Here is a 20,935-nt window from a genome sequence, read left to right on the forward strand (position 1 = left end):
TTATATCCTTTCTAAAGGGTTATATCCATTAAAACAATTTTCGTAATATGTTTTATTTCCACAAGCTTGTCTTAATCCTTCTAGGGAAATAAATCCCAAAGAATCTGCTCCTATAATTTTTCTAACTTCTTCTACACTTCTGTTGTTACTAATTAAATGATCTTTGTCTGGTACATCAAAGGTAAAAGTTTCTTCTTTTATTACTTGAGGAGATGCAATCCTAATATGGACTTCCTTTGCTCCCGACTCTCTCAATATTTCTATTACTCTTTTTATAGTATTTCCTCTTACAATTGAATCATCCACAAGAACAACTCTTTTTCCTTCAATAAGATGTTTTATTGGATTTAATTTAATTCTTATTCCTTTTTTTCTCATTGAATTTGTTGGAAGAATAAATGTTCTATTTATATATCTATTTCTTACGATTGCTCTTTCGTATTTTATATTAGATGCACGCGAAAATCCAACAGCTGAAATTAATCCACTATCAGGACTTCCAACAACAATATCTGCATCTACAGGGTGTTCTTTGTAAAGAATTTCTCCCATTTTAATTCTTGCATCATAGACGCTAACACCATTTATTGAAGAGTCAGGTCTTGCAGTATAAACAAAATCAAAAATGCAAGGAGAATTAGAAAGCTCTTTTGCAAAATAGGATTCTTCTCCATTATCATCAACTATATAAATTTCTCCTGGTTTTAATTCGTGACAAAGTTGTCCATCAATTGATTCAATCACACAAGATTCGCTTGCAACTATATAAGAATCTTCTTTTTTACCAACGCAAAGATTTTTAATTCCATAAGGATCTCTAATCGCAATCATCCTATTTCCATTTACGAGAATAATAGAATATGCTCCCTTTAAATTGTTTATAAATTGTATAATTTCATCTATATTATTCGAATTTAATTTATTTACAACATCTTCAGGACTTGTTTCATCAAGAAATTTTCCATCAATTGCAATCAAATTTTTAAAATTTGAATTTTCAGGATAAAATAACCATGGCATTGGCATAAGAGATTTATCATCTTCAGCAAACCTATATTTTACATAACCAAGACCAACATTTCCTGCAAGAGTTGAAATATTATCTAGGCTAATATTGTTGGCAATTTCTCCCTTACCTTTAATTTCTGATAATTTTTCATGAGCAAGAAGTGATATTCCCATTGACTCTTGGCCTCTATGTTGGATTGCATAGAGGCCAGAGTATAATTCGGGAAAAACATTTTTATATTTCTTTTTTGAAAATATTCCTACAATTCCACTCATTTATTTGCCTTATATTCATATTCAGAATTATCTATAGTTTCTTTCATTTTTATTCTCATATCCTTTAATTTTTCTCTTAAAGAATCATATTTTATTGCAAGAATTTCTGTAGCCAAAATTGCAGCATTTTCTCCTCCTCCGATTGCAACAGTTGCAACAGGAACGCCACTTGGCATCTCAACTGTAGAAAGTAAAGCTTCAAGTCCACCAAGATGAGATGATTTTGCAGGAATTCCAATTACAGGTCTTATTGTCAAAGCTGCAATTACTCCAGATAAATGAGCAGCCTTTCCAGCAATTCCAATATAAACTTCACTTTCATCTTCGCTTTCTTTTACATATTTTTCTAAACTTTTTAAAGCTCTGTGAGCAGAAATTACTTTGACTTCATAATCAATTCCAAATTCAATTAATTTTGAAACAACCTTATCAGCAATTGGACTATCAGACAAAGATCCCATAATTATAGAAACTTTCATATAAACTCCTTATTAAAGTCCCAAATATTTTGACAATTCCATAGGTTCAATATAAGTTCCATCTTTGTAAGCTCTCATATTTCCACCAGAAACTTCATCAATCAAAACAACTTCTCCGCTTGAAGCAAGTCTTCCCCATTCAAATTTTATATCATACAAATCAAGTCCATATTCAGCCAAAATATCTTTTACAAGTCTTGCAACTTTTTTATTTTCTTCAATTATTTTTTTGTATTCATCATGAGATAAAATATTTAATTCAACCAATCCATCTTCAGTTATAAGTGGATCTTCGCGATCATCATCTTTTAAAGTAATTTCAGAATAAGCATCAAGATCTTGTCCTTCACTTGCATAAAGACCATATCTTCTCATAAAAGATCCAACAGCTTTAAATCTTGTAATAACTTCTAAACCTTTTCCAAAAACTGTACATTTTTCAATTTCCATAAGATTTTTATCAAGGTCCGCTCCAAGATAATGAGTTTTTACACCAGCCTCATTTATTTTTTCAAAGAAAAATTTAGAAACTTTTAGACACTCTTGACCAGCGCCTTCTTTTTCTCCAGCAACTTGATTTCCACCAGTATCAAATACTCCATCAGTACCAGTCATAGTATCCTTAAATAAACAAAAATATTTTCCATCATTTTCAACCAAATTTTTTGTCTTACCTTCGTAGATTGTATGCATTTTTTTCTCCTTAAAAATTTTTACAAAAAATAAGCCCAGAAGGACAGGCTACGAAACCTATCCTCCTGGGCTTTTGTCCCTCTGGTGTAATACTAAAAAATATCCGTACCGCTCGGTCTTGAAAAAAACAGATCCCTAGGTACACTTTCGCCCATTTCAATGAGCCTATTCTTCGTTCAAATTCATAATACCAAGGTAAATTTTAATTGTCAAGAAAGTTTTTTGATAAATTTTAATATTTTTCATTTACGACTTGTAATTCATTATATTTATAATAAGATAATATTAATTATGAATAAAGGAGCAAAAATGTCAAAAATAAAAAATATTATTATAGCAATTCTTTTAGCCGTTTGTTTATTGTTTTCATTCAATTATTTTTCTTCAAAAAATGAAAATAAAATAGACAACAAATTAATAGAAAATAGAATAGAAAATGCAAAAGAGCTAACAAGTTTAAAATATTCCTACACAAATATGGGACAATTTGAAAATTCAAATAAATTTTATGGCTACGATATACCATTTACCCAAAAGAAATTTATAGTTTCTTATGATGGAATGATTTCTTGTGGAGTAGATCTTGAAAAAATGGATGTAAGAGTTTCAGGAAAAACTATAAACATAAAATTACCAAAATCAAAAATTTTATCGCACGAAATTTATGAAGATTCCCTAAAAATTTTCGACCAAAAAACTTCAATTTTTAATCCAATTAAAGTTGAAGACTACAATGACTTTGCCAAAAATCAAAAAAAATCAGTAGAAAAAAGAGCAATAGACAAAGGAATCTTGATAGAAGCCAACAAAAAATGTGAAAAAGCAATAAAAGATATAATCAACATAGACAATAGTCTTGAAGATTATACAATAAATATACAATTTAAATAAGGGTTCGCCCTTATTTTTTTGTGCTATAATATACTTATGAAAGGTGGTAATATGAAAATATATTTAGGTTGTGATTTATTTACAGAAGGACAAAGATGGCAAGCACTAGAAATTCAAAAGGCACTTGAAAATGAATTTTCAGATATAGAAATTTATAATCCCGCACAAAATTTAGAAATAAATGATAAAGATGCAGGCTTTACATCAAATTACGATATACTATTAGCAGACTACGAAAGACTTAAAAATGCAGATATATTAGTAGGATTGATGGACACACAAGATTTAGGCCTTGCAGCAGAGATGGGAATAGCATTTGAAAAAGGTCTTCAAATTTTTCAACTCTACACAGATATAAGACTTGGAGGAAATGACAAAGAAGATAAATTTCCACCAATGAAAAAAGACATATTTCAAAATGATTTTTTATATATAAACAAACTTGTAACAGGACTTTCTTACGTAGATAAAAATGGAAATAAATTCAAAAAACCAAGAATTTATAAGAAAAAAGAAGAATTGATTGAAGATTTAATTACTTATATAAAAGAAAATAAATAAAAAATAGGCTGAAGTAAATTTACTTCAGTCTATTTTTTGGCACGCCAAAGAGGAATTGAACCCCTATCTTAAGCTTCGGACACTTTTGTTTTACCATTAAACTATTGGCGCATGATAGTGATATTGGAAAACTGTATCCTATTTAAAAATCTCAAATCCATAAAGGTATTTCCTAGTCCTGAATCTATATAAATTTGTGAATTTTTATATTTAAATAATCCTTTATCAAATTTTGGAAAATATCCTTCCCCAGGTGCTAGCAAAGCTCCCAAAAATGGAAATCTAACTTGTCCTCCGTGGGTATGACCTGAAAAAATTATATCCATAGTATCGTCTAAATTATCTCTTATGTTTTTAGAAAAATGACTTAATATTATATTTAAATTTTCATCTTTTGTTTGGTAATTTTTTAATGAAAAATTATTATAGCTTACTCCATAAATATAAATATTTTCGTCCCTAATTTTTAAATATTCTCCCTCATTTTTTAAATATTTTATACCAAGTCTTTTGATTTTTTCTATAAATTCATCAAGCATAGGGCCTGCTTCTTCGTGATTTCCTGTTATATAATAGGTTTTTATTTCTAATTTTGAAAGCTTCTCTAGAAAGTCTATTGCCCTATTAAATTTCTTTTCTTCTCCGTAATCGTTTATATCTCCTGTCAAAATTATAAAATCCGGATTAAATTCTAGGATTTTTTCCTTAAAATATTCCATATTTTTTAATTTATTCGAATGAAAATCACTAATTTGTGTTATTTTTATTTTATTTTTTATTTTTTTGCTGTATATATCTTGCTTTACTTCTTTTGCCCACTTGCATTGATAGTAAATGTATGAGAAAAGAAGTAAAATTAGGCAAAATATTATAAAAATCATTATTTTATTCATCTAATTTTTCTATTCTTTCTAGAAAAACTTCTGCAGACATATCTGAGGCTAACAAGTATCCTCTTCTTGGGGAGAATGATTTTTGTGATAAGGCTGGGCCGTCTACTGAAACTGATCTTTTAAATTGACTTGTAATTAGTCTTTTATAAAATGATTTGAGCCATTTTTTTATGGTTTTTTTGTCATAGTCGTCTTTGAAGGCAACTTTTGCTTTTTCATATATTTCTTCTACTGATGAATTTTCCAAAAATTCAAATGTGAAAAAGTCTATTAATTCATAAGGGCCTATTATATCTTCAGTTTTTTGGCTGATTTTTTCTTCATTTTCATTTTTTAGCTCTGGAGAAATTGGAGTTTTTAATATATCGTCCAAAACTTCTTTTAATTTTTGATTTTTTGTATTTTCTACAAGATAGGAAACAATGTATCTTAATTCTGTCTTTGTCAAAGAGGCATTAACTGCATAGGATGACATGTGATCGCCGTTGTAGGTTGCAAAGCCTTGGGAAATTTCTGACTTATCTCCAGTTCCTATTACTAGAGCATTTTCCATATTTCCTATATCAAATAAAATTTGGGTTCTTTCTCTTGCTTGAGCATTTTCGTAGGCTATATCTTGAGTTTTTCCGTCATGACCAATATCTTTTAGATGAATATTTACTGCATCTTTTATTACAATTTCATTTAATTTTATTTCAAAAGCTTCTGCTAGCTTAAAAGCATTTGATTTTGTTCTTTTGCTTGTTCCAAAGGCTGGCATTGTGTATAAAAGAATTTTTTCTTTTGGCAAATTCATCTTTTCGAATGCTTTTACTATAAATAAAAGTGCCATGGTTGAATCAAGTCCACCACTTAGTCCCAAGATAACTTTTTTGCAAGAAATTGCCTCCATTCTTTGAATTAAAGCTCTTGTTACTATATCAAAAGCATCTTCTACATAGATTTTTTTATCATCAAGCAAATAAGGAAATTTATCCCAATATGAAAGACTTGGCTTATTTTTAAAATCAAAAAATTCTTCTATAGTATTTTGACTTATATCAAAATATGAACATAAATCAACAAATTCATCTCTCTTACTTTCTTTAATTTTTCCATTTTCTCCAATAATATTTAAGCCTTCATAAACAAAATCGGTTGAACTTTCTCCAAGTCCTGTGCTTGAATATAGGTAAATTGTATCTTTTGACAAAAATTTAATTTTATCTTCTATATCTTTTTTTGATCCTATATATCTAGTTTTTGCTGATGGATTTAAAATTATATCTATATTATTTTTTGACTTAGAAATTAATGAATCGGGAATATCTTTCTCCTCATTTTCTCCTACGCTTACGGCTATTTTTATATCGTTAATTTCTATATATGATTTATTATATAGATGAACATATTCATCTTTTATCTTAATAAACTCATCTTCTTCTGGAGTGTCAAAAACATATTTTTCGTGGTCTTTAAAATTATCTTTAAAAAATCCTCCAATAATATCGCCTTCTTTTAATAAAAATACCATATCAATTATTTTTCTTCCCTCTTTTACAGGAAGTCCAACAGAAAACAAAGTATCAATATTTTTTGAAAAATTTTTCAAATCAAATAAAGCATCAAGGCATTCTTCCAAAATATCATCATTCGCAAATCCATCATACAAACTTGCTCCAGTAAGACAAAGTTCTGGCAAAAGCAAAATATTTACCAAATCATCATTTGCTTTTTTTATCGTTTCTTTTATCTTTTTCTTGTTGTAAGATATATTTCCAATTTTAATTTTAAAATTTTCTGCTCTTAATTTTAAATTTTTTTTCATATAAACCTCAAATCTTTTTAAACTATAAAATTATTATATAAGATTTACAAAAAAACTGCCACAGTTTCCTGTGACAGTTTTAAATTTAATTTTTATTTTTGATCTTTAGCTTTTTGAACTTCTTCTCTTCTTTTCTTCATTGATTCAAAAATTCCGTCAACTAAAGCATCCATATCTGGTTCTTTTGCAGATTTTAATGATGAAACTATATTTACTTGTTCAGGTAGAACGTCTATTAATTTCATTTCATTATCTAAAAATTCTTCCATTTTATCTGCAGCTGTTGGAGCCCAAGTACCATTGTCCATTAATGATACTGCTCTATTTTGTACGTTAAGTGCTGCCATATCATGGATGAAGTCTTTCATTTTTGGATATATTCCAAGGTTGTATGTTACTGATGCAAGAACGATATTTGAATATTTAAATGCGTCTGCAATTAGGTAAGATACATCTGTGCTTGAAACATCTCTTAGGGAAATATTTGTCATTCCTCTTTCAGCAAGTTTTGATGCTAGAGCTTGAGCTGCATATTCTGTATTTCCATACATTGATGCATAAGCAATTAAAACTCCTTCTTCTTCTGGTTCATAGCTTGACCATTTGTCATATTTATCTAAAATATAGCCAAAGTCTTTTCTCCAAACAAGTCCGTGAAGTGGGCAGATATATTTAATATCAAGTCCTGCTGCTTTTTTAAGAACTGCTTGTACGAATGTACCATATTTACCAACTATATTTGTGAAATATCTTCTTCCTTCATCTAGCCAATCTCTATCCCAATTTACTTCATCGGCAAAAAGTCTTCCGTCATTAGATTTAAATGAACCAAAAGCATCTGCTGAGAATAAAACTTTATCTGTTAAATCATAAGTCATTAAAACTTCTGGCCAGTGAACCATTGGAGCTTCTACGAATGTAAATTCGTGTTTACCAAATGAGATTGAATCTCCTTCTTTTACTTCAATGTATCTATCATCTACGTGATAACCAAATTGTCTCATAAATAATATAGCTTTTTCACTTGCTATAATTTTTACGTTTGGATAGTAATGTAGCATTAATTCGATTGCAGAACAGTGGTCTGGTTCCATGTGTTGAATTAACATATAATCAAGATCACGATCTCCAAGAACTCTAGATACGTTTAGTATATATTCTCTTGTAATAGACCAGTCAACTGAATCTATTAAAACTGTTTTTTCATCCATTAAAAGGTATGAGTTGTATGAAACTCCGTCTATAGGAAAAATATTTTCAAATAGAGCAAGTCTTCTGTCATCTCCACCTACATAAAATAAGTCGTCTGTAACTTTTCTAACTGTATACATATATTCCTCCTACTACTTTCTGTCTTCTGGTACATCCATTTTAATGAATTGATCTTTTGCTTCGCCTGATACTGGTGATACCCAAGAATCTGGCAATTTATCGAATGGTGTTCCTGGTTCAATTCCATTTTCTGGATCTCCAAGTTCAGGATTGTATTCATATCCAGAACCTAAATCTACATAAATTGGATTTGTAGGAGCCATTTTTCTTGGTTTAGATCTTTTTATTTTCTTCATTGGTGGTGCTGGTTTCTTAGCTTCTCCATTATCTAATTCTTTGATTAAAAGTGGAAGAATTACCATAGCATCTCCAACTATACCATAATCACAGTTATTAAATATTGCAGCATTTTTAGAATTGTTAATTGCAACTATTGTTGATGCGTCTTTGATTCCTTTTAAGTGTTGTCCTGCTCCAGATACACCTACACCTATATATAAGTTTCCTTTAAATGTTTGACCACTCATACCAACGTATCTATTGATGTCTACATATTTAAGTGTTTCTGCAACTGGTCTTGATGATGAAATAGATGCTCCTGCTTGGTAAGCTAAATCTTCAATCAATTTCATATTTTTCTTTTCACCTATACCACGACCTGCTACAACTATTCTTTCAGAATCTGCAATTGGTGTGTAAGGATCAATTCCTACAGTAAAATCATATCCGTCTTTCTTAAGTGCTGCTACAAGATTTTTAACTGCTTCTTTAGGATCTCCTTCATAGATTTCTCCCTTTCTAACTCCTGCAATAGGGCCAGATTTTTTATTTGATCCAACAGCTTTAACCTTTGGAGCTCTACCTACTGTATTTGCTCCAACAACAACTCTCATAATTTCATTTGTACCTTCATAGATTTGTGTAATCTTAGAATCTCTGTAGAATCTTTCTACATCGATACCTTTAATAAATCCAGATCCACCGTACAATTGTAATGCTTCTGAAGTTATTTTTTCAGCAAGATCAGATGCAAATTGTTTTGCCATAGCTGCATCTGCTGAATATCTTTCGTGATTTTCTTTTAATTCTGCAGCAGAATAAATCATAAGTCTTGCAGCTTTTAAGTTTGTTGCCATGTCAGCAAGCTTAAATGTATTTGCTTGAAGATGAGCAATTGGCATACCAAATTGTTCTCTTTCTTTAGCATAAGCAAGAGCTGATTCATAAGCACCTTGTCCAATACCTAAAGCTTGAGATGCAATACCAATTCTACCACCGTCAAGAGTTGCCATAGCAATCTTAAATCCTTGACCTTCTTTTCCTAAAAGATTTTCTTTAGGAACTTTTACATTATCAAAATGTAATTCAGCAGTACATGAAGATCTAATACCTAATTTGTCATAGTGATCAGAACATGTAAATCCTTCCATTCCTTTTTCAACTATGAATGCTGAAATACCATGAGTTCCAATTCCTGGAGTTGTTACTGCAAATACTACGTATGTATCTGCTTTTGGTGCGTTAGTAATAAAGATTTTTTTACCATTTAAAATATATCTTTTTCCATCCAAATCTAATTCAGCTGTTGTTTCTGTTCCACCTGCATCAGATCCAGCATTTTCTTCTGTAAGACCAAATGCACCAATTTTTTCACCTTTAGCTAATGGTGTTAAATATTTTTTCTTTTGTTCTTCTGTACCAAAAGCGTAGATAGGCCATGAACCCAAAGATGTATGTGCAGAACAAATAACTCCAACACCACCATCAACTCTTGATAATTCTTCAACTGTGATCGCATAGCTCATTACGTCTAAACCTTGACCACCGTATTTCTTAGGATAAGGAATTCCTAAAAATCCTAATTCTCCCATTTCCTTTACAATTTCGTCAGGAAATTCGTTGTTTTGATCAAGCTCAAAAGCAATTGGTTTTACTTTTTCTTCAGCAAATTCTCTGACTTTTTTACGTAAAGCTTCATGCTCATCTGTTGTTTTAAAAAGCATATATTCCTCCTAAAAAATATAATATCCATTTTTGTTTTACAATATAATTCTATACTGAAAATGTTTTTTTGTCAACACAATTTATTTTTATAAAGATTAAAAATAATGATAAAATTAAATTGCAATATATGAATATGTAAAACATCTACACTTATTATATATCCTAAAATTCTTTATTTAATCAAATTTTTTAAAATTTTTCCAAATATTTTTTTGTAATAAAAATATATATTTAAAAACTTTGCTTATGAAAAAGTTTTCTAGATAAAATATTAAAATTTAAATAACGACAGCTTTGTTTTTTATTTAATTTTATACTTATTAAGGTATAATAGATTTTAAGAAAAATAAAACTTTGGAGGTTATATGCAATTTATAAAAAAAGTTTATGAAAATATTTATTGGGTGGGCGCCAATGATAGGGATTTAAAAAGATTTGAAAATATGTTTACCCTTCCAAACGGCGTAACTTACAATTCATATATTATAAAAGATGAAAAAAATGTTTTGATGGACGGCTCTGATTCTTCTGTAATAAGAACTTATCTTGATAATGTTGAAAAAGCTCTTGACGGAGAAGATTTAGATTATATTATCGTTCAACACATGGAACCTGATCATTGTGGATCAATTGATTTTATTTTGGACAAATATCCAAATTGTAAATTTGTAGGAAATCAAAAAACAATAAAATTTTTCCATCAATTTTATCCAAACGATAAATACAACGAAGATAGATTTTTAGAAATTAAAGATGGCGATGAATTAAATATTGGTAAAAGAAATTTGAAATTTGTTTTTGCTCCAATGGTTCACTGGCCAGAAGTTTTTATGACTTATGAAACAACAGAAGGTTTATTCTTCTCAGCTGATGCTTTTGGTTCATTTGGAGTTTTACAAGGACATATTTCAGCTAAACACTACATTAAAAAAGATTCTTGGCTTGATGAAAATAGAAGATATTATATAAATATAGTTGGAAAACAAGGAAAAATGGTTACAAATCTTCTTAAAAAAGTATCTGATTTTGAAATTAATGGAATTTTACCACTTCACGGACCAATTTATGATGACAAAAAATCTATAGAATTTATTTTAGATAAATATGATAAGTGGGCAAATTTTAAACCAGAAGTTAAGGGTGTAAATATAGTATTTTCTTCAATGTATGGAAACACAGAATTAGCAGCTGATATTTTAGCTTCAAAACTTGATGAACTTGGAGTTGAAAATATAAAATTATATGATGTTTCTGACAATGATTTTTCATATATTATTGCTGATAGCCACAAATATTCAAACCAAGTTTTTGTAGCAATGAATTATAATGCAGGTTTATACCATAAGATGGATGCTCTTTTAAGAGAATTAGTTGGAACAGGCTACCAAAACAGACACATCTCATTCATTCACAATTATTCATGGGGTGGAAAATCTCTTGAACAAGCAAAAGAAATTCTTGAAAAAGGAAAACACGAATACGTTGGAGAAGATTTCATAATAAATTCTTCAATGAAAGATGACCAAGAAAAAACTCTTGAAAATTTAGCTAAGGCTATTAAGGAAGATTTAGATAAGTAAAAAATATTAAAAAGATGCGAAAATTCGCATCTTTTTTTGTACAAAAAAAAGAGCATATTTATATGCTCTTAATTTTTTCAATCTTTTGGTTTATCTTCTTCTGGTATGTTTTTGTTGTCGTATGGGGATTTGTAGATTGATTCTTTGGCAAATTGTTTTACTGCTTTGCCTGTTTTTAATTCTGAAATTAAGGTTCCAGGGCCTCCTACGCATCCTCCTACGCATGCCATTCCTTCTAATAATAGTCCGTCTTTTCTTCCTAGTTTTGCCATTTGGGCAAGTTTTACGCAGTCGGCAAGTCCTTCTGCTTTTTCTACATTAACTTCTAAATCAGGATTTATTTCTGCAATTCTTCTTTTTACAGCTTCAGCTACTCCTCCGCTTACTGCATAATTTCTTCCTGTTTCTGATGCATCTTGCCAATCTTCTTCAATTTTTATTTCTGCAGGGTCTATATCTTTTGCCAAGAACATTCCCATTAGCTCTTCATAAGTTATTACATAATCAATTGTTTCTGCAACTTCTGGTCTTCTTGCTTCGAGTTTTTTGGAAATACATGGCCCAATAAATGCCACTTGTGCTTTTTCGTCCATTTTTTTGATGTGTTTTCCTGAATAAATCATTGGTGTTGATGATTCTGAAATTTTGTCATTTATTTCTGGGAATTTTTTCTTTACCATTAATTTCCAAGAATAACAGCATGATGTTCCCATAAATGGAATTTTTTCTGGCACGCTTTCTACGTATTCGTGAGCTTCATTTAATGTTGTAAGATCTGCTCCAAGTCCTACTTCTATTACATCTCTAAAACCTAATTTTCTGATTGCTTCTTTTATTTGAACAGGAGATGCCATTTGACCAAATTGTCTTACAAATGATGGAGCAACAATTGCGTAAACGTGTTTGTCTGTATTTAATGCTTTTGCCAATTGGTAAATTTCTGTTTTATCTGAAATTGCTCCAAATGGACATGATGTTATACATCTTCCACAAGCTACACATTTGTCATCGTCAATTTCTGCTCTTCCTAATTTATCGCTTTTTATTGCCTTAACTCCACAAGATTCTGCACATGGTCTTTTTGTATGAGCAATAGCATTGTATGGACAAGCTTCTACGCATTTTCCACATTTTATACATTTGTCTTGGTCGATTATTGAACCTTTTGATGTATAGGTAATAGCATTTTTTGGACAAACATTTACGCATGGATGAGCAATACATGCTCTACAAGTATTTGTAACTTCAACCCTATTTTCAGGACATGCTTCGCAAGCTATTTTTATTACTGAAACAAGTGGTGGTTCATATTTTTTTATATCAAAATCTTCGTCATCCAAACCATCAGTAATAGCTCCAGTATTATCGGCTGTTCTTGCGTGAAGACCAACTCCCATTCTTAGTCTTTCGCCCATTACTGCTCTTTCTCTAAAAATATTTTCCCTATAAGATGCTTCTTCTCCTGGAAGTATATCAAATACTTCTGTAGCTATGTCATATATTGGCCTATTTTCAAAAGCAATTTTTGCAATGTGTTCAAAGGCCATTCTTCTAATATTTAATATGTTTATGTATGTTTCTTTCATTATTTATTCTTTCCTTAAATATTTTATTTAAAATTTTCTTCAAAAGCCTTATCTAATATGTACTCCATGATAACTTGTGTTTTTGCATTTGTAAAAATTTTTCCGTCAACAATAACAACCGGGGAATTTTTTTTATTTTTTTTGCAAACATCATTGCAAGTTACCATTTCTATTTCAAGTTCGATTTCTTGTACATCTAAATCGCCCTTATATATTCTGTCGTTAAATTCTTCTACAAAATCTGATAACCTGTTATAAATTATGTCAGATCCTAGCATAGTACATCTTGCGCCTGCACAAACTTGTATTTTCATATCTACTCCTTAAAATTTTAATAATTACTCATAATAATTATATCAAATAAAATTAAAAAATAAAATTACAAAGCTGGAATTGAAATTATAAATTTACTTCCATATCCATATTTGCTTTCTACTTTTATATCGTAATTTAAGTAATCACAAATATGTTTTACGATTGATAAGCCAAGTCCTGTTGATTTTAATGTTCTTGTTCTTTGTTTGTCAGCTACATAAAATCTTTCAAAAATTCTTGGCAAATCTTCTTTTTTTATGCCAATTCCCCTATCTTCAATTATTAAATTTATATTTTTTTTATTTTTTTCACATTTTATTGTAATTTGTCCGTTTGTTTTGTTGTACTTTATTGCATTTTCATAAATATTTGTAACTAAGTCTGTAAAAAGTGATTCGTGAGTTTTTATATTTATATCACAAACTTTGTTTTCGACTTTGATATTTTTCATTTCAGAAATTCTTTTAAATCTATTTATACTTTGATCTACAACATTTTTTATATTTATTATGGTTTTTCCTTCTTGTAAATTTTCTTCATCAAGTTTTGAAAGTTTTAATATATCGTCAATAATATTTAAAAGTCTATTTCCTTCTTCATTTATAATTTGTCCAAATTTTTTTATATCGTCATCTTTTGCAAGGCCTGTGGCTATTAGCTCTGCATAACCATTTATACTTGTTAGAGGAGATTTTAACTCATGACTTACATTTGAGCTAAATTCTCTTCGCATTGCTTCTGCTTTTTTGTTTTTTGAATTGTCAATTACAATTACAATATAAGAAACAATATCTTCATCTATTACAGGATCCAAAAATATTTTTACTGAAATTTCATCAAGATCCAAATCTAAATTTTTTCCTTTTTTTAGAAGTCTTGTTTGTCTTAGGGCAAGTTTAAAGTCTTCATTGTCAATTAAATTATCTAGTTTGTTTTCTCTGTTGATATTTAATAAATTTTTTGCAGCATCGTTAATTATTACAATATTTCCAGCTTTATCGAAATATATAAAGCCTTCTTCCATATTTGATGTTATTTTTTCAATATTGGCTATTCTTGTTTTTAATTTTAAATTTTCATCTTCAATTTTTCCTTTTTCATTTATTAATTTATCCAAATATTTTTTTGGATTGTCTTTTAAATCTTCAAAATCTTTTTTATCATTTATTTCTTCTTTGAATTGATTTATAAGTTTTTCGTATAGGGAATTTGTGAAAAATTTATTTATTATTAAGGCAAAAATTATTGCAAATATTAACATATAAATTCTTTTAAAAAGATACAAAAGAAAAGAAGTATTATAAAATTCTATGGCAAATATTTTGTCATGAGATTTTTTCGCAAAAATTTTTCTTTCATAGCCTAGGTAATTTTTTTTGGATTTTTTTACTATATCAATATCTTCAAACTCATAATTTTTTATTATATTTTTATCTATCCCAGTATTATAGATGACTTTTTCTTTTTCATCTTTTACTAGCAAATCGTATTTGTAGGATTTTTTAAAATTTTTAACTTTATTTCCGTCAATTTCTCCAAAAGCAAAAAAGCTCAAAGAATTTTCTACAAATTCATCTTGAGCTTTTGTTTGTCTTTGGTATGAAAATAAAGAGAAAATTATAAAAATAACAATAATTAGTGAACTTGTTATAATATTAATATTTTTCTCAATTATTTTTTTCATATTTCTCCAAGTTTATATCCTAAATTTCTTACAGTTTTTATGTGAAGTCCTGCAGATTTTAATTTATTTCTAAGACTTGCTATGTGAACGTCAACTGTTCTTGTTTCGCCCTCATAATCATAGCCCCAAATTTTTAGTAGAAAATCTTCTCTTGTTATAACATTACCAATATTTGATAAAAATAACAAGAGCATTTCAAATTCCTTGTAGGTTAAGTCGATTTTTTCTCCATCAATTTTTGCTGTTCTTTTTTTGATATTTACTCTTATGTTTTTATAAGATAAATGCTCGCTATCTTTCTTTTCGCTTCTTCTTAAAACAGCCTTAATTCTTGAAATTAATTCTAAAATAGAAAATGGTTTGGTAATATAATCATCAGCTCCGCTTTCAAGTCCTAAAACTTTATCATATTCATCATTTTTTGCTGTAAGCATTATTATAGGAATATCTGAAAATTCTCTAACTTCTTTCAAAATTTCTATTCCGTCTTTTTCTGGCAACATTATATCCAAAATTAACAAATCTACATTTTCATTTTTCAAAGATTCTACAACATTCAGACCGTCTTCAAAGCCTCTAACTTGATAATTTTTTTCTTTTAAAGCATATAAAACTAAATTTCTTATTGCCTTGTCATCTTCTACAACATAAATCATAATCTCGTTGAATAATCAGCTATTTTTGCTAGCCTATCTCCTACTCTTTCAAAATATTTATAGAAAAGTACTTTTTCAGACAATTCCATAGGTGTTATTTGGTCTGTTTTTGTAAGTTTTACAAGGTAATGAATGCAATCTTCAAATAATTTATTATTAATTTGGTCATCTTCTATTGTTCTTAGGGCAAGCTCATTATCATTGTCTTCGAAACTTTGAATGCTATTAATATTCATATCTTTTTGATTTTTTATAAATTCTTTTACAAATTCTCTTTCTTCATCTCTTAATGGAAATTCCAAAATAATTGCAGCGGCTTGTGCCAAATGATTTGAAATTCTTTTATAGGTTGATGCAAGTTTAATAGACATTTGTAAAAATCTCAAATCTCTTGCAACTGGTTGTTGCAAAGCCAAAAGATCATAGCAAAATCTTTCTATATCTGCGCCATATTGTCTAATATCATGATCAAGGTCAATTATTTCTTCAAGATTATTTTTTTGATTATTTTCAACATATAAAATAAACCTATCGTATGACACTTCGATTAGCTCCGAAACATTTTTTTCCATTTCCCTAATATTATTTAAATCTTCAATATATCTTGTTCTCATATCAACCGAACCTTCCTGTTATATAATCTTCAGTTCTTTTATCTTTTGGATCATTAAATATTTTTTTTGTTTGATCCATTTCAATAACTTCTCCAGTCAAGAAAAATGCCGTTCTATCAGAAATTCTTGCTGCTTGTTGCATATTATGAGTAACTATTACTATAGTATATTTACCCCTTAAATCTTCTAATAATTCTTCAATTGATGCAGTAGAAATTGGATCAAGGGCACTTGTTGGCTCGTCCATCAAAATTATTTCTGGATTTACAGAAAGAGCTCTTGCTATGCAAATTCTTTGTTGTTGTCCACCAGAAAATGATAGAGCATTTCTGTCTAATTTATCTTTTACTTCATCCCATACGCTTGCAGCTTTCAAAGATTTTTCTACTATTGCATCAAGTTCATCTTTATCTTTAATTCCATCAATTTTTGGACCGTAAGTTATATTATCATAAACAGATTTTGAAAAGGGATTGGGTGTTTGAAAAACCATGCCTACATTTCTTCTTAAACTAACAACATCAACATTTTTTTTATTAATATCTTTGCCGTCAATTTCTATTAGCCCTTTTATTTTACAATCATCAACTAAATCGTTCATCCTATTAAAACATTTTAAAGTTGTAGATTTACCACAACCACTTGGTCCAATAAAGGCTGTGATTTCATTTTCTTTTATTTCCATATTAATTTTTTTTAAGGCTTGGAAATCTCCATAAAATAAATCTAAATCTTTTACATTGATTATTGTTTTTTTATTTTCCAAATTATTTTCTTCGTTTTTTCCAAAAAAAGTTTTTATCCTATTCTTATCTTCTGATAAAAACTTATTTAAATTATAATCCTTTGTTTTTTCCATTATTATCTCCTTATTTTACTATTGCTTTTGAAATTTTTGCTGATACAAAATTGAGTAAAATCACAAAAACCAAAAGCAAAACAGCTGTTGCATAAGCTTCTTTTACATGAAAACCTTCAGTCGACAAAACATACATGTGAACTGCCATAGTTCTTGCAGAATCAAAAATTGATGAAGGTGTTTTTGCTACAGTTCCCATTGTATAAATTAGGGCAGCTGATTCTCCTACTATTCTTCCTGTTGATAAAAATATTCCTCCCAAAATTCCATTTATTGCTTCTGGAATTATTATTTTAAAAATTGTTTGAATTTTTGTAGCACCAAGAGCAAGTGATGCGTGAGCTTGGAGAGGATTTACATTTAAAATCGCCTCTTCTGTTGTTCTAATTATAGTTGGAAGAATCATAATTGAAACTGTCAAGCAACCAGCGATTAAGGAATATCCCAAATGAAGGGCATCAACAAAAAATAAATATCCAAACAAACCATAAACGATTGATGGGATTGATGAAAGAATTTCTGTAGCAAATCTTACAGATTTAATTATAAATTTATTTTTTGCATATTGGGACAAATAAATTGCAGTAAAAATTCCTATTGGCAAAGTTACAAGTAGGGTTATCAAAATTGATAAAAATGTTGTAACAAGAGCTGGAATTATAGAAACATTTTGGGATGAATATTTAAATTCAAAAAGTGACGGCGAAATATTTGGAATTCCATTTAATAAAATATATGCAATAACAATTCCACCTGCAGCAAATCCCAAAAGTGATAAGACATAAATTATTATTTTAAAAGATTTTTTCATCTTCTACCTCTACATTCTTGATTGATCTTTATTTCTTATAAAATTAAATATTATATTTATCAAAAGAATAAATACAAATAAAACCATGCCTGTGGCAATGAGGGACTCTCTGTGAAGACCAGATGCATAGCCCATTTCCAAAACTATATTTGTTGTAAGAGTTCTTACTCCATCAAAAAGACTATCAGGCATTCTTGGTTGGTTTCCAATTACCAAATACACTGCCATGGTTTCTCCAATTGACCTACCAATAGCAAGAATTATTGAAGAATAAATTCCGCTTTTTGCATAAGGCACCATGACTTTTCTAATTGTTTCTTCCTTTGTAGCTCCAAGTGCAAGAGAGCCTGTATAAAAAACTTCTGGAACTTGCTCTAAGAAATTTTTCGAAATATTTACCATGGTTGGAAGGATCATAATTGCTAATAAAATTGATGCGGTTAGCATATTCATTCCACCAGTTTTAAAAGTTTTTGAAATAAATGGAACCAAAACCATCATAGCAAAAAATCCATAAATAATTGAAGGAATTGCTGCCATCAAATTTATAAGGCCATTTAAAAAATTGTAAGATTTTTTTGAATAATAAGCCATAAAAATTGATACAGCAAGTCCAAATGGAATTGCAATTATTGCTGATAAAACTGTTACAATAATTGAGCCGACAATCATTGGCCCTATTCCAAAAAATGCTGGTTTTGCGGTTGGCGCCCATTTATTTCCTGTAATAAATTTTATAAGTCCATATTTATTAACAAAATCTATCCCTGACCTAAAAATAAAAAAAGTAATAAGAATTATTAATATAATAGACATAATAGCAGAAATTAAAAATACAATTTCTCCAAATTTTTCCTTAAATGATTTCATTTATTTTAACTCTCCTGTATTTTTTATCTCTCCCTTATAAATATCTCTCAATTGCTCCATTGTCAAATCATTAATTTGAGTGTTATCTTTATTTACAATTATTGCTATGCCATCAATGGCAAAAATTTCTGAAAAAAGATTTTCATCTTGTAATTTATTTGAAACCATAGCAATATCTACAACATTATCTTTCACATTTTTTAAACCTGTCAAAGATTCGTTGGATAAAACTTCTACTTCAACATCCTTATTTAATTTTTCATAATTTTCAGCAAGTTTTTCTACAATTGAACTTAGTGATGATGAGCCTGTAATTGTTAATTTACCCTTGAGATTTTTTGATTTATATTCTTTTTCATTTGTAATAGCAAGAAGTCCTTCATCTTCAATTAAATTTTTTGCACTTTTGCTTTTAACATATTCCAAAAAATCTTTGGATAAGTCTTTGGCTGAATCTTTTTTGTAGACAAGTCCAAATGGTCTTTGCAACTTATATTCGCCACTTTCAATTGTATTTTTATTTGGACTTACTCCATCAATTTTAATAGCTTTAACTGAATCATCCAAAGCAGTTAAAGATACATAAGCTATTGCAGTTTTATCAACTCCAACGGCTTTCAAAACTCCATTTGTTGAATTTATAACCATAGAATTATCTGTTGTCAAATCTTTATAATTTCCATTTTTATCTTCCTTTATCAAACCAACTTGTTCGATAAAACTTTTTCTCGTTCCCGATCCATCTTCCCTACTTGTTACAGTAAGGTCAAAATTTTTGCTCTTATTTACATTTGTTTTTTTACCAGTGCAAGATGTAATTAAAAGCAAAGTAGAAATAAGCCATAATATTTTTTTTGCCATACAATCTCCTTCTCATTTTCTTTACATAATAATATTAAATCCTTGTATTGATTTGATAAATCTTATGTAAAATCTATGTAAAGTTTATAAAAAATTTCAAAAAAATAAGCTCATAGGAATTTTACCTAAGAGCCTATTTAAAATTTTTATTTATTTAGATTAGAGGTATTTTTAAGTTTGCCAGAAAAAATTTCTTTTAACTGTTCTTTTGTTAAATCATTTATTTTAGAATCTTCTTTATTAACAATTACTGCAATTCCATCTTTTGCTAAAACTTCTACTTGAAGTTTATCTTTTTCATCATCTTTTAATTCCCTTGATGCCATAGCAATTTGGCTTACGTCAGAAATTGTTGATTCGATTCCTGAAGATGATCCTGTTGATTGGATTTCTATATTTGCATCTGGGTTTACATCTTTATATTTTTCAACAAGTTTTTCCATTAGAGGAGTAACAGATGTAGAACCTGCAATTGTTAAATCTCCTTTGATTTTTTTGCCTTCATAATCTTTTGCTTCAACTTTTATATATCCTTCTTTTTCAACTATTTCTTGAGCGTCTTTGCTCAAAACAAATGCCAAGAAGTCTTTTGCCAAATCGTCAAGTTTATCTTCTTTGAAAGCAAGGTTGAAAGGTCTTTGTAAAGTATAAGCTCCAGATTCAATATTTTCTTCTGTAGCTTCTGCTCCATCAACTTTTACTTTTTTTACATTATCATTTACACTTCCCAAAGAAACATAACCAATTGCAGACGGATCTTGAGATACAGTTTGCATAACTCCATTTGTAGAATTTTGTACAACAGCTTCATCAGTTGTTAAATCTTTTTTCTCTCCATCTTTTTCTTCTTCAAGACCAACAAGTTCAATAAAAGCTCCCCTTGTTCCTGAACCATCTTCTCTTGATACAACAGTTATATCAAAATCTTCTTCATTAGCTTTAGTATTTTCGCCTTCTTTTTTCTCACTTGCAGTACTTGCATTTTCAGTTGGATTTGATCCGTTTGATCCATCATTAGAATTATCCTTATTTCCACAAGCTGATAAAATCATTGATAAGGAAAGTGCCGCAACTATAATTTTTGAATTTTTAATTTTCATTATTTTCTCCTTTAATATTTGTAACTTCATTATGAATAATAAATCCTTTTTGTTTTGAAATGATTAGGCAAATGTAAAATTTATGTTAATTATTTTAAAATCTTGTAATTAATAT

Annotated in this window: 20 protein-coding genes and 1 tRNA gene; 3 read left to right on the forward strand and 18 right to left on the reverse strand. The window is 28.9% G+C overall.

Going from position 1 to position 20,935, the window contains the following annotated elements:
• From HMPREF3045_RS02500 to HMPREF3045_RS02510, 3 genes are read right to left on the reverse strand one after another with little or no spacing between them, the layout of a single operon-like run.
• Positions 1–1,284 carry an amidophosphoribosyltransferase gene (locus HMPREF3045_RS02500; RefSeq protein WP_070736953.1) on the reverse strand — a complete coding sequence of 428 codons (1,284 nt, stop codon included), beginning with the start codon at positions 1,282–1,284 and terminating at the stop codon, positions 1–3.
• Positions 1,281–1,763 (reverse strand): 5-(carboxyamino)imidazole ribonucleotide mutase, encoded by a 483-nt coding sequence (purE, locus tag HMPREF3045_RS02505; protein WP_070641347.1) that lies wholly within the window; start codon positions 1,761–1,763, stop codon positions 1,281–1,283. The genes HMPREF3045_RS02500 and purE overlap by 4 nt, the downstream gene beginning before the upstream one ends.
• A gap of 12 nt (positions 1,764–1,775) precedes the next feature.
• A complete protein-coding gene (locus HMPREF3045_RS02510) occupies positions 1,776–2,456 on the reverse strand; it encodes a phosphoribosylaminoimidazolesuccinocarboxamide synthase (protein ID WP_070641348.1) in 681 nt (226 codons plus the stop codon).
• 309 nt (positions 2,457–2,765) lie between these two features.
• Between HMPREF3045_RS02510 and HMPREF3045_RS02515 the strand changes: the two genes are divergently transcribed.
• A complete protein-coding gene (locus HMPREF3045_RS02515; protein ID WP_373880583.1) occupies positions 2,766–3,347 on the forward strand; it encodes a DUF4230 domain-containing protein in 582 nt (193 codons plus the stop codon).
• A gap of 51 nt (positions 3,348–3,398) precedes the next feature.
• Positions 3,399–3,908, forward strand: a complete 510-nt coding sequence (locus HMPREF3045_RS02520; protein WP_070641350.1) for a nucleoside 2-deoxyribosyltransferase — start codon at positions 3,399–3,401, stop codon at positions 3,906–3,908.
• A gap of 37 nt (positions 3,909–3,945) precedes the next feature.
• Here HMPREF3045_RS02520 and HMPREF3045_RS02525 read toward each other — a convergent pair.
• The 5 genes from HMPREF3045_RS02525 to HMPREF3045_RS09070 all read right to left on the reverse strand — a co-directional run bounded on the left by HMPREF3045_RS02525 (position 3,946) and on the right by HMPREF3045_RS09070 (position 9,883).
• A tRNA-Arg gene (locus HMPREF3045_RS02525) sits at positions 3,946–4,019 on the reverse strand.
• On the reverse strand, positions 4,010–4,801 hold the full coding sequence (locus HMPREF3045_RS02530) for a metallophosphoesterase (RefSeq protein WP_070641351.1): 792 nt from the start codon (positions 4,799–4,801) through the stop codon (positions 4,010–4,012). Before HMPREF3045_RS02530 ends, HMPREF3045_RS02525 begins: the two co-directional genes overlap by 10 nt.
• On the reverse strand, positions 4,794–6,608 hold the full coding sequence (gene nadE / locus HMPREF3045_RS02535) for an NAD(+) synthase (RefSeq protein ID WP_070736954.1): 1,815 nt from the start codon (positions 6,606–6,608) through the stop codon (positions 4,794–4,796). Before nadE ends, HMPREF3045_RS02530 begins: the two co-directional genes overlap by 8 nt.
• Before the next feature lie 92 nt (positions 6,609–6,700).
• Positions 6,701–7,939 carry an FprA family A-type flavoprotein gene (locus HMPREF3045_RS02540; RefSeq protein WP_070607843.1) on the reverse strand — a complete coding sequence of 413 codons (1,239 nt, stop codon included), beginning with the start codon at positions 7,937–7,939 and terminating at the stop codon, positions 6,701–6,703.
• A gap of 12 nt (positions 7,940–7,951) precedes the next feature.
• Complete coding sequence (locus HMPREF3045_RS09070; RefSeq protein ID WP_083316574.1) at positions 7,952–9,883, reverse strand: acyl-CoA dehydrogenase family protein; 1,932 nt, start codon at positions 9,881–9,883, stop codon at positions 7,952–7,954.
• 366 nt (positions 9,884–10,249) lie between these two features.
• Here HMPREF3045_RS09070 and HMPREF3045_RS02550 point away from each other — a divergent pair, with 366 nt between their 5' ends.
• Entirely contained in the window at positions 10,250–11,464 is a 1,215-nt protein-coding gene (locus HMPREF3045_RS02550; RefSeq protein WP_070736955.1) for an FprA family A-type flavoprotein, read from the forward strand.
• Between the two features lie 77 nt (positions 11,465–11,541).
• Here HMPREF3045_RS02550 and HMPREF3045_RS02555 read toward each other — a convergent pair whose 3' ends face one another.
• The 10 genes from HMPREF3045_RS02555 to HMPREF3045_RS02600 all read right to left on the reverse strand — a co-directional run bounded on the left by HMPREF3045_RS02555 (position 11,542) and on the right by HMPREF3045_RS02600 (position 20,820).
• Positions 11,542–13,050, reverse strand: a complete 1,509-nt coding sequence (locus HMPREF3045_RS02555; RefSeq protein ID WP_019118085.1) for a 4Fe-4S dicluster domain-containing protein — start codon at positions 13,048–13,050, stop codon at positions 11,542–11,544.
• Positions 13,051–13,073: 23 nt separating this feature from the next.
• A complete protein-coding gene (locus HMPREF3045_RS02560; RefSeq protein WP_004838280.1) occupies positions 13,074–13,364 on the reverse strand; it encodes a (2Fe-2S) ferredoxin domain-containing protein in 291 nt (96 codons plus the stop codon).
• A 65-nt stretch (positions 13,365–13,429) separates the two neighbouring features.
• Positions 13,430–15,049: a sensor histidine kinase gene (locus HMPREF3045_RS02565; protein WP_070736956.1), complete on the reverse strand. Its 1,620-nt coding sequence runs from the start codon at positions 15,047–15,049 to the stop codon at positions 13,430–13,432.
• Entirely contained in the window at positions 15,046–15,705 is a 660-nt protein-coding gene (locus HMPREF3045_RS02570) for a response regulator transcription factor (protein WP_019118086.1), read from the reverse strand. Before HMPREF3045_RS02570 ends, HMPREF3045_RS02565 begins: the two co-directional genes overlap by 4 nt.
• Positions 15,702–16,319 (reverse strand): phosphate signaling complex PhoU family protein, encoded by a 618-nt coding sequence (locus HMPREF3045_RS02575; RefSeq protein ID WP_004838275.1) that lies wholly within the window; start codon positions 16,317–16,319, stop codon positions 15,702–15,704. Before HMPREF3045_RS02575 ends, HMPREF3045_RS02570 begins: the two co-directional genes overlap by 4 nt.
• A gap of 1 nt (position 16,320) precedes the next feature.
• Complete coding sequence (pstB, locus tag HMPREF3045_RS02580; RefSeq protein WP_070736957.1) at positions 16,321–17,178, reverse strand: phosphate ABC transporter ATP-binding protein PstB; 858 nt, start codon at positions 17,176–17,178, stop codon at positions 16,321–16,323.
• A 10-nt stretch (positions 17,179–17,188) separates the two neighbouring features.
• Positions 17,189–17,989 (reverse strand): phosphate ABC transporter permease PstA, encoded by an 801-nt coding sequence (pstA, locus tag HMPREF3045_RS02585; protein ID WP_070607858.1) that lies wholly within the window; start codon positions 17,987–17,989, stop codon positions 17,189–17,191.
• A 9-nt stretch (positions 17,990–17,998) separates the two neighbouring features.
• Positions 17,999–18,859, reverse strand: coding sequence for a phosphate ABC transporter permease subunit PstC (gene pstC / locus HMPREF3045_RS02590; protein WP_070736958.1), 861 nt, complete (start codon positions 18,857–18,859; stop codon positions 17,999–18,001).
• The gene (locus HMPREF3045_RS02595; protein WP_070736959.1) at positions 18,860–19,720 is read right to left on the reverse strand and encodes a substrate-binding domain-containing protein; all 861 of its coding nucleotides are present in this window, start codon (positions 19,718–19,720) and stop codon (positions 18,860–18,862) included.
• A gap of 146 nt (positions 19,721–19,866) precedes the next feature.
• Positions 19,867–20,820 carry a substrate-binding domain-containing protein gene (locus HMPREF3045_RS02600; RefSeq protein ID WP_070736960.1) on the reverse strand — a complete coding sequence of 318 codons (954 nt, stop codon included), beginning with the start codon at positions 20,818–20,820 and terminating at the stop codon, positions 19,867–19,869.
• Between the last annotated feature and the right edge of the window lie 115 nt (positions 20,821–20,935).

Source organism: Anaerococcus sp. HMSC075B03, from assembly GCF_001815585.1.
GTDB classification, from domain to species: domain Bacteria; phylum Bacillota; class Clostridia; order Tissierellales; family Peptoniphilaceae; genus Anaerococcus; species Anaerococcus vaginalis.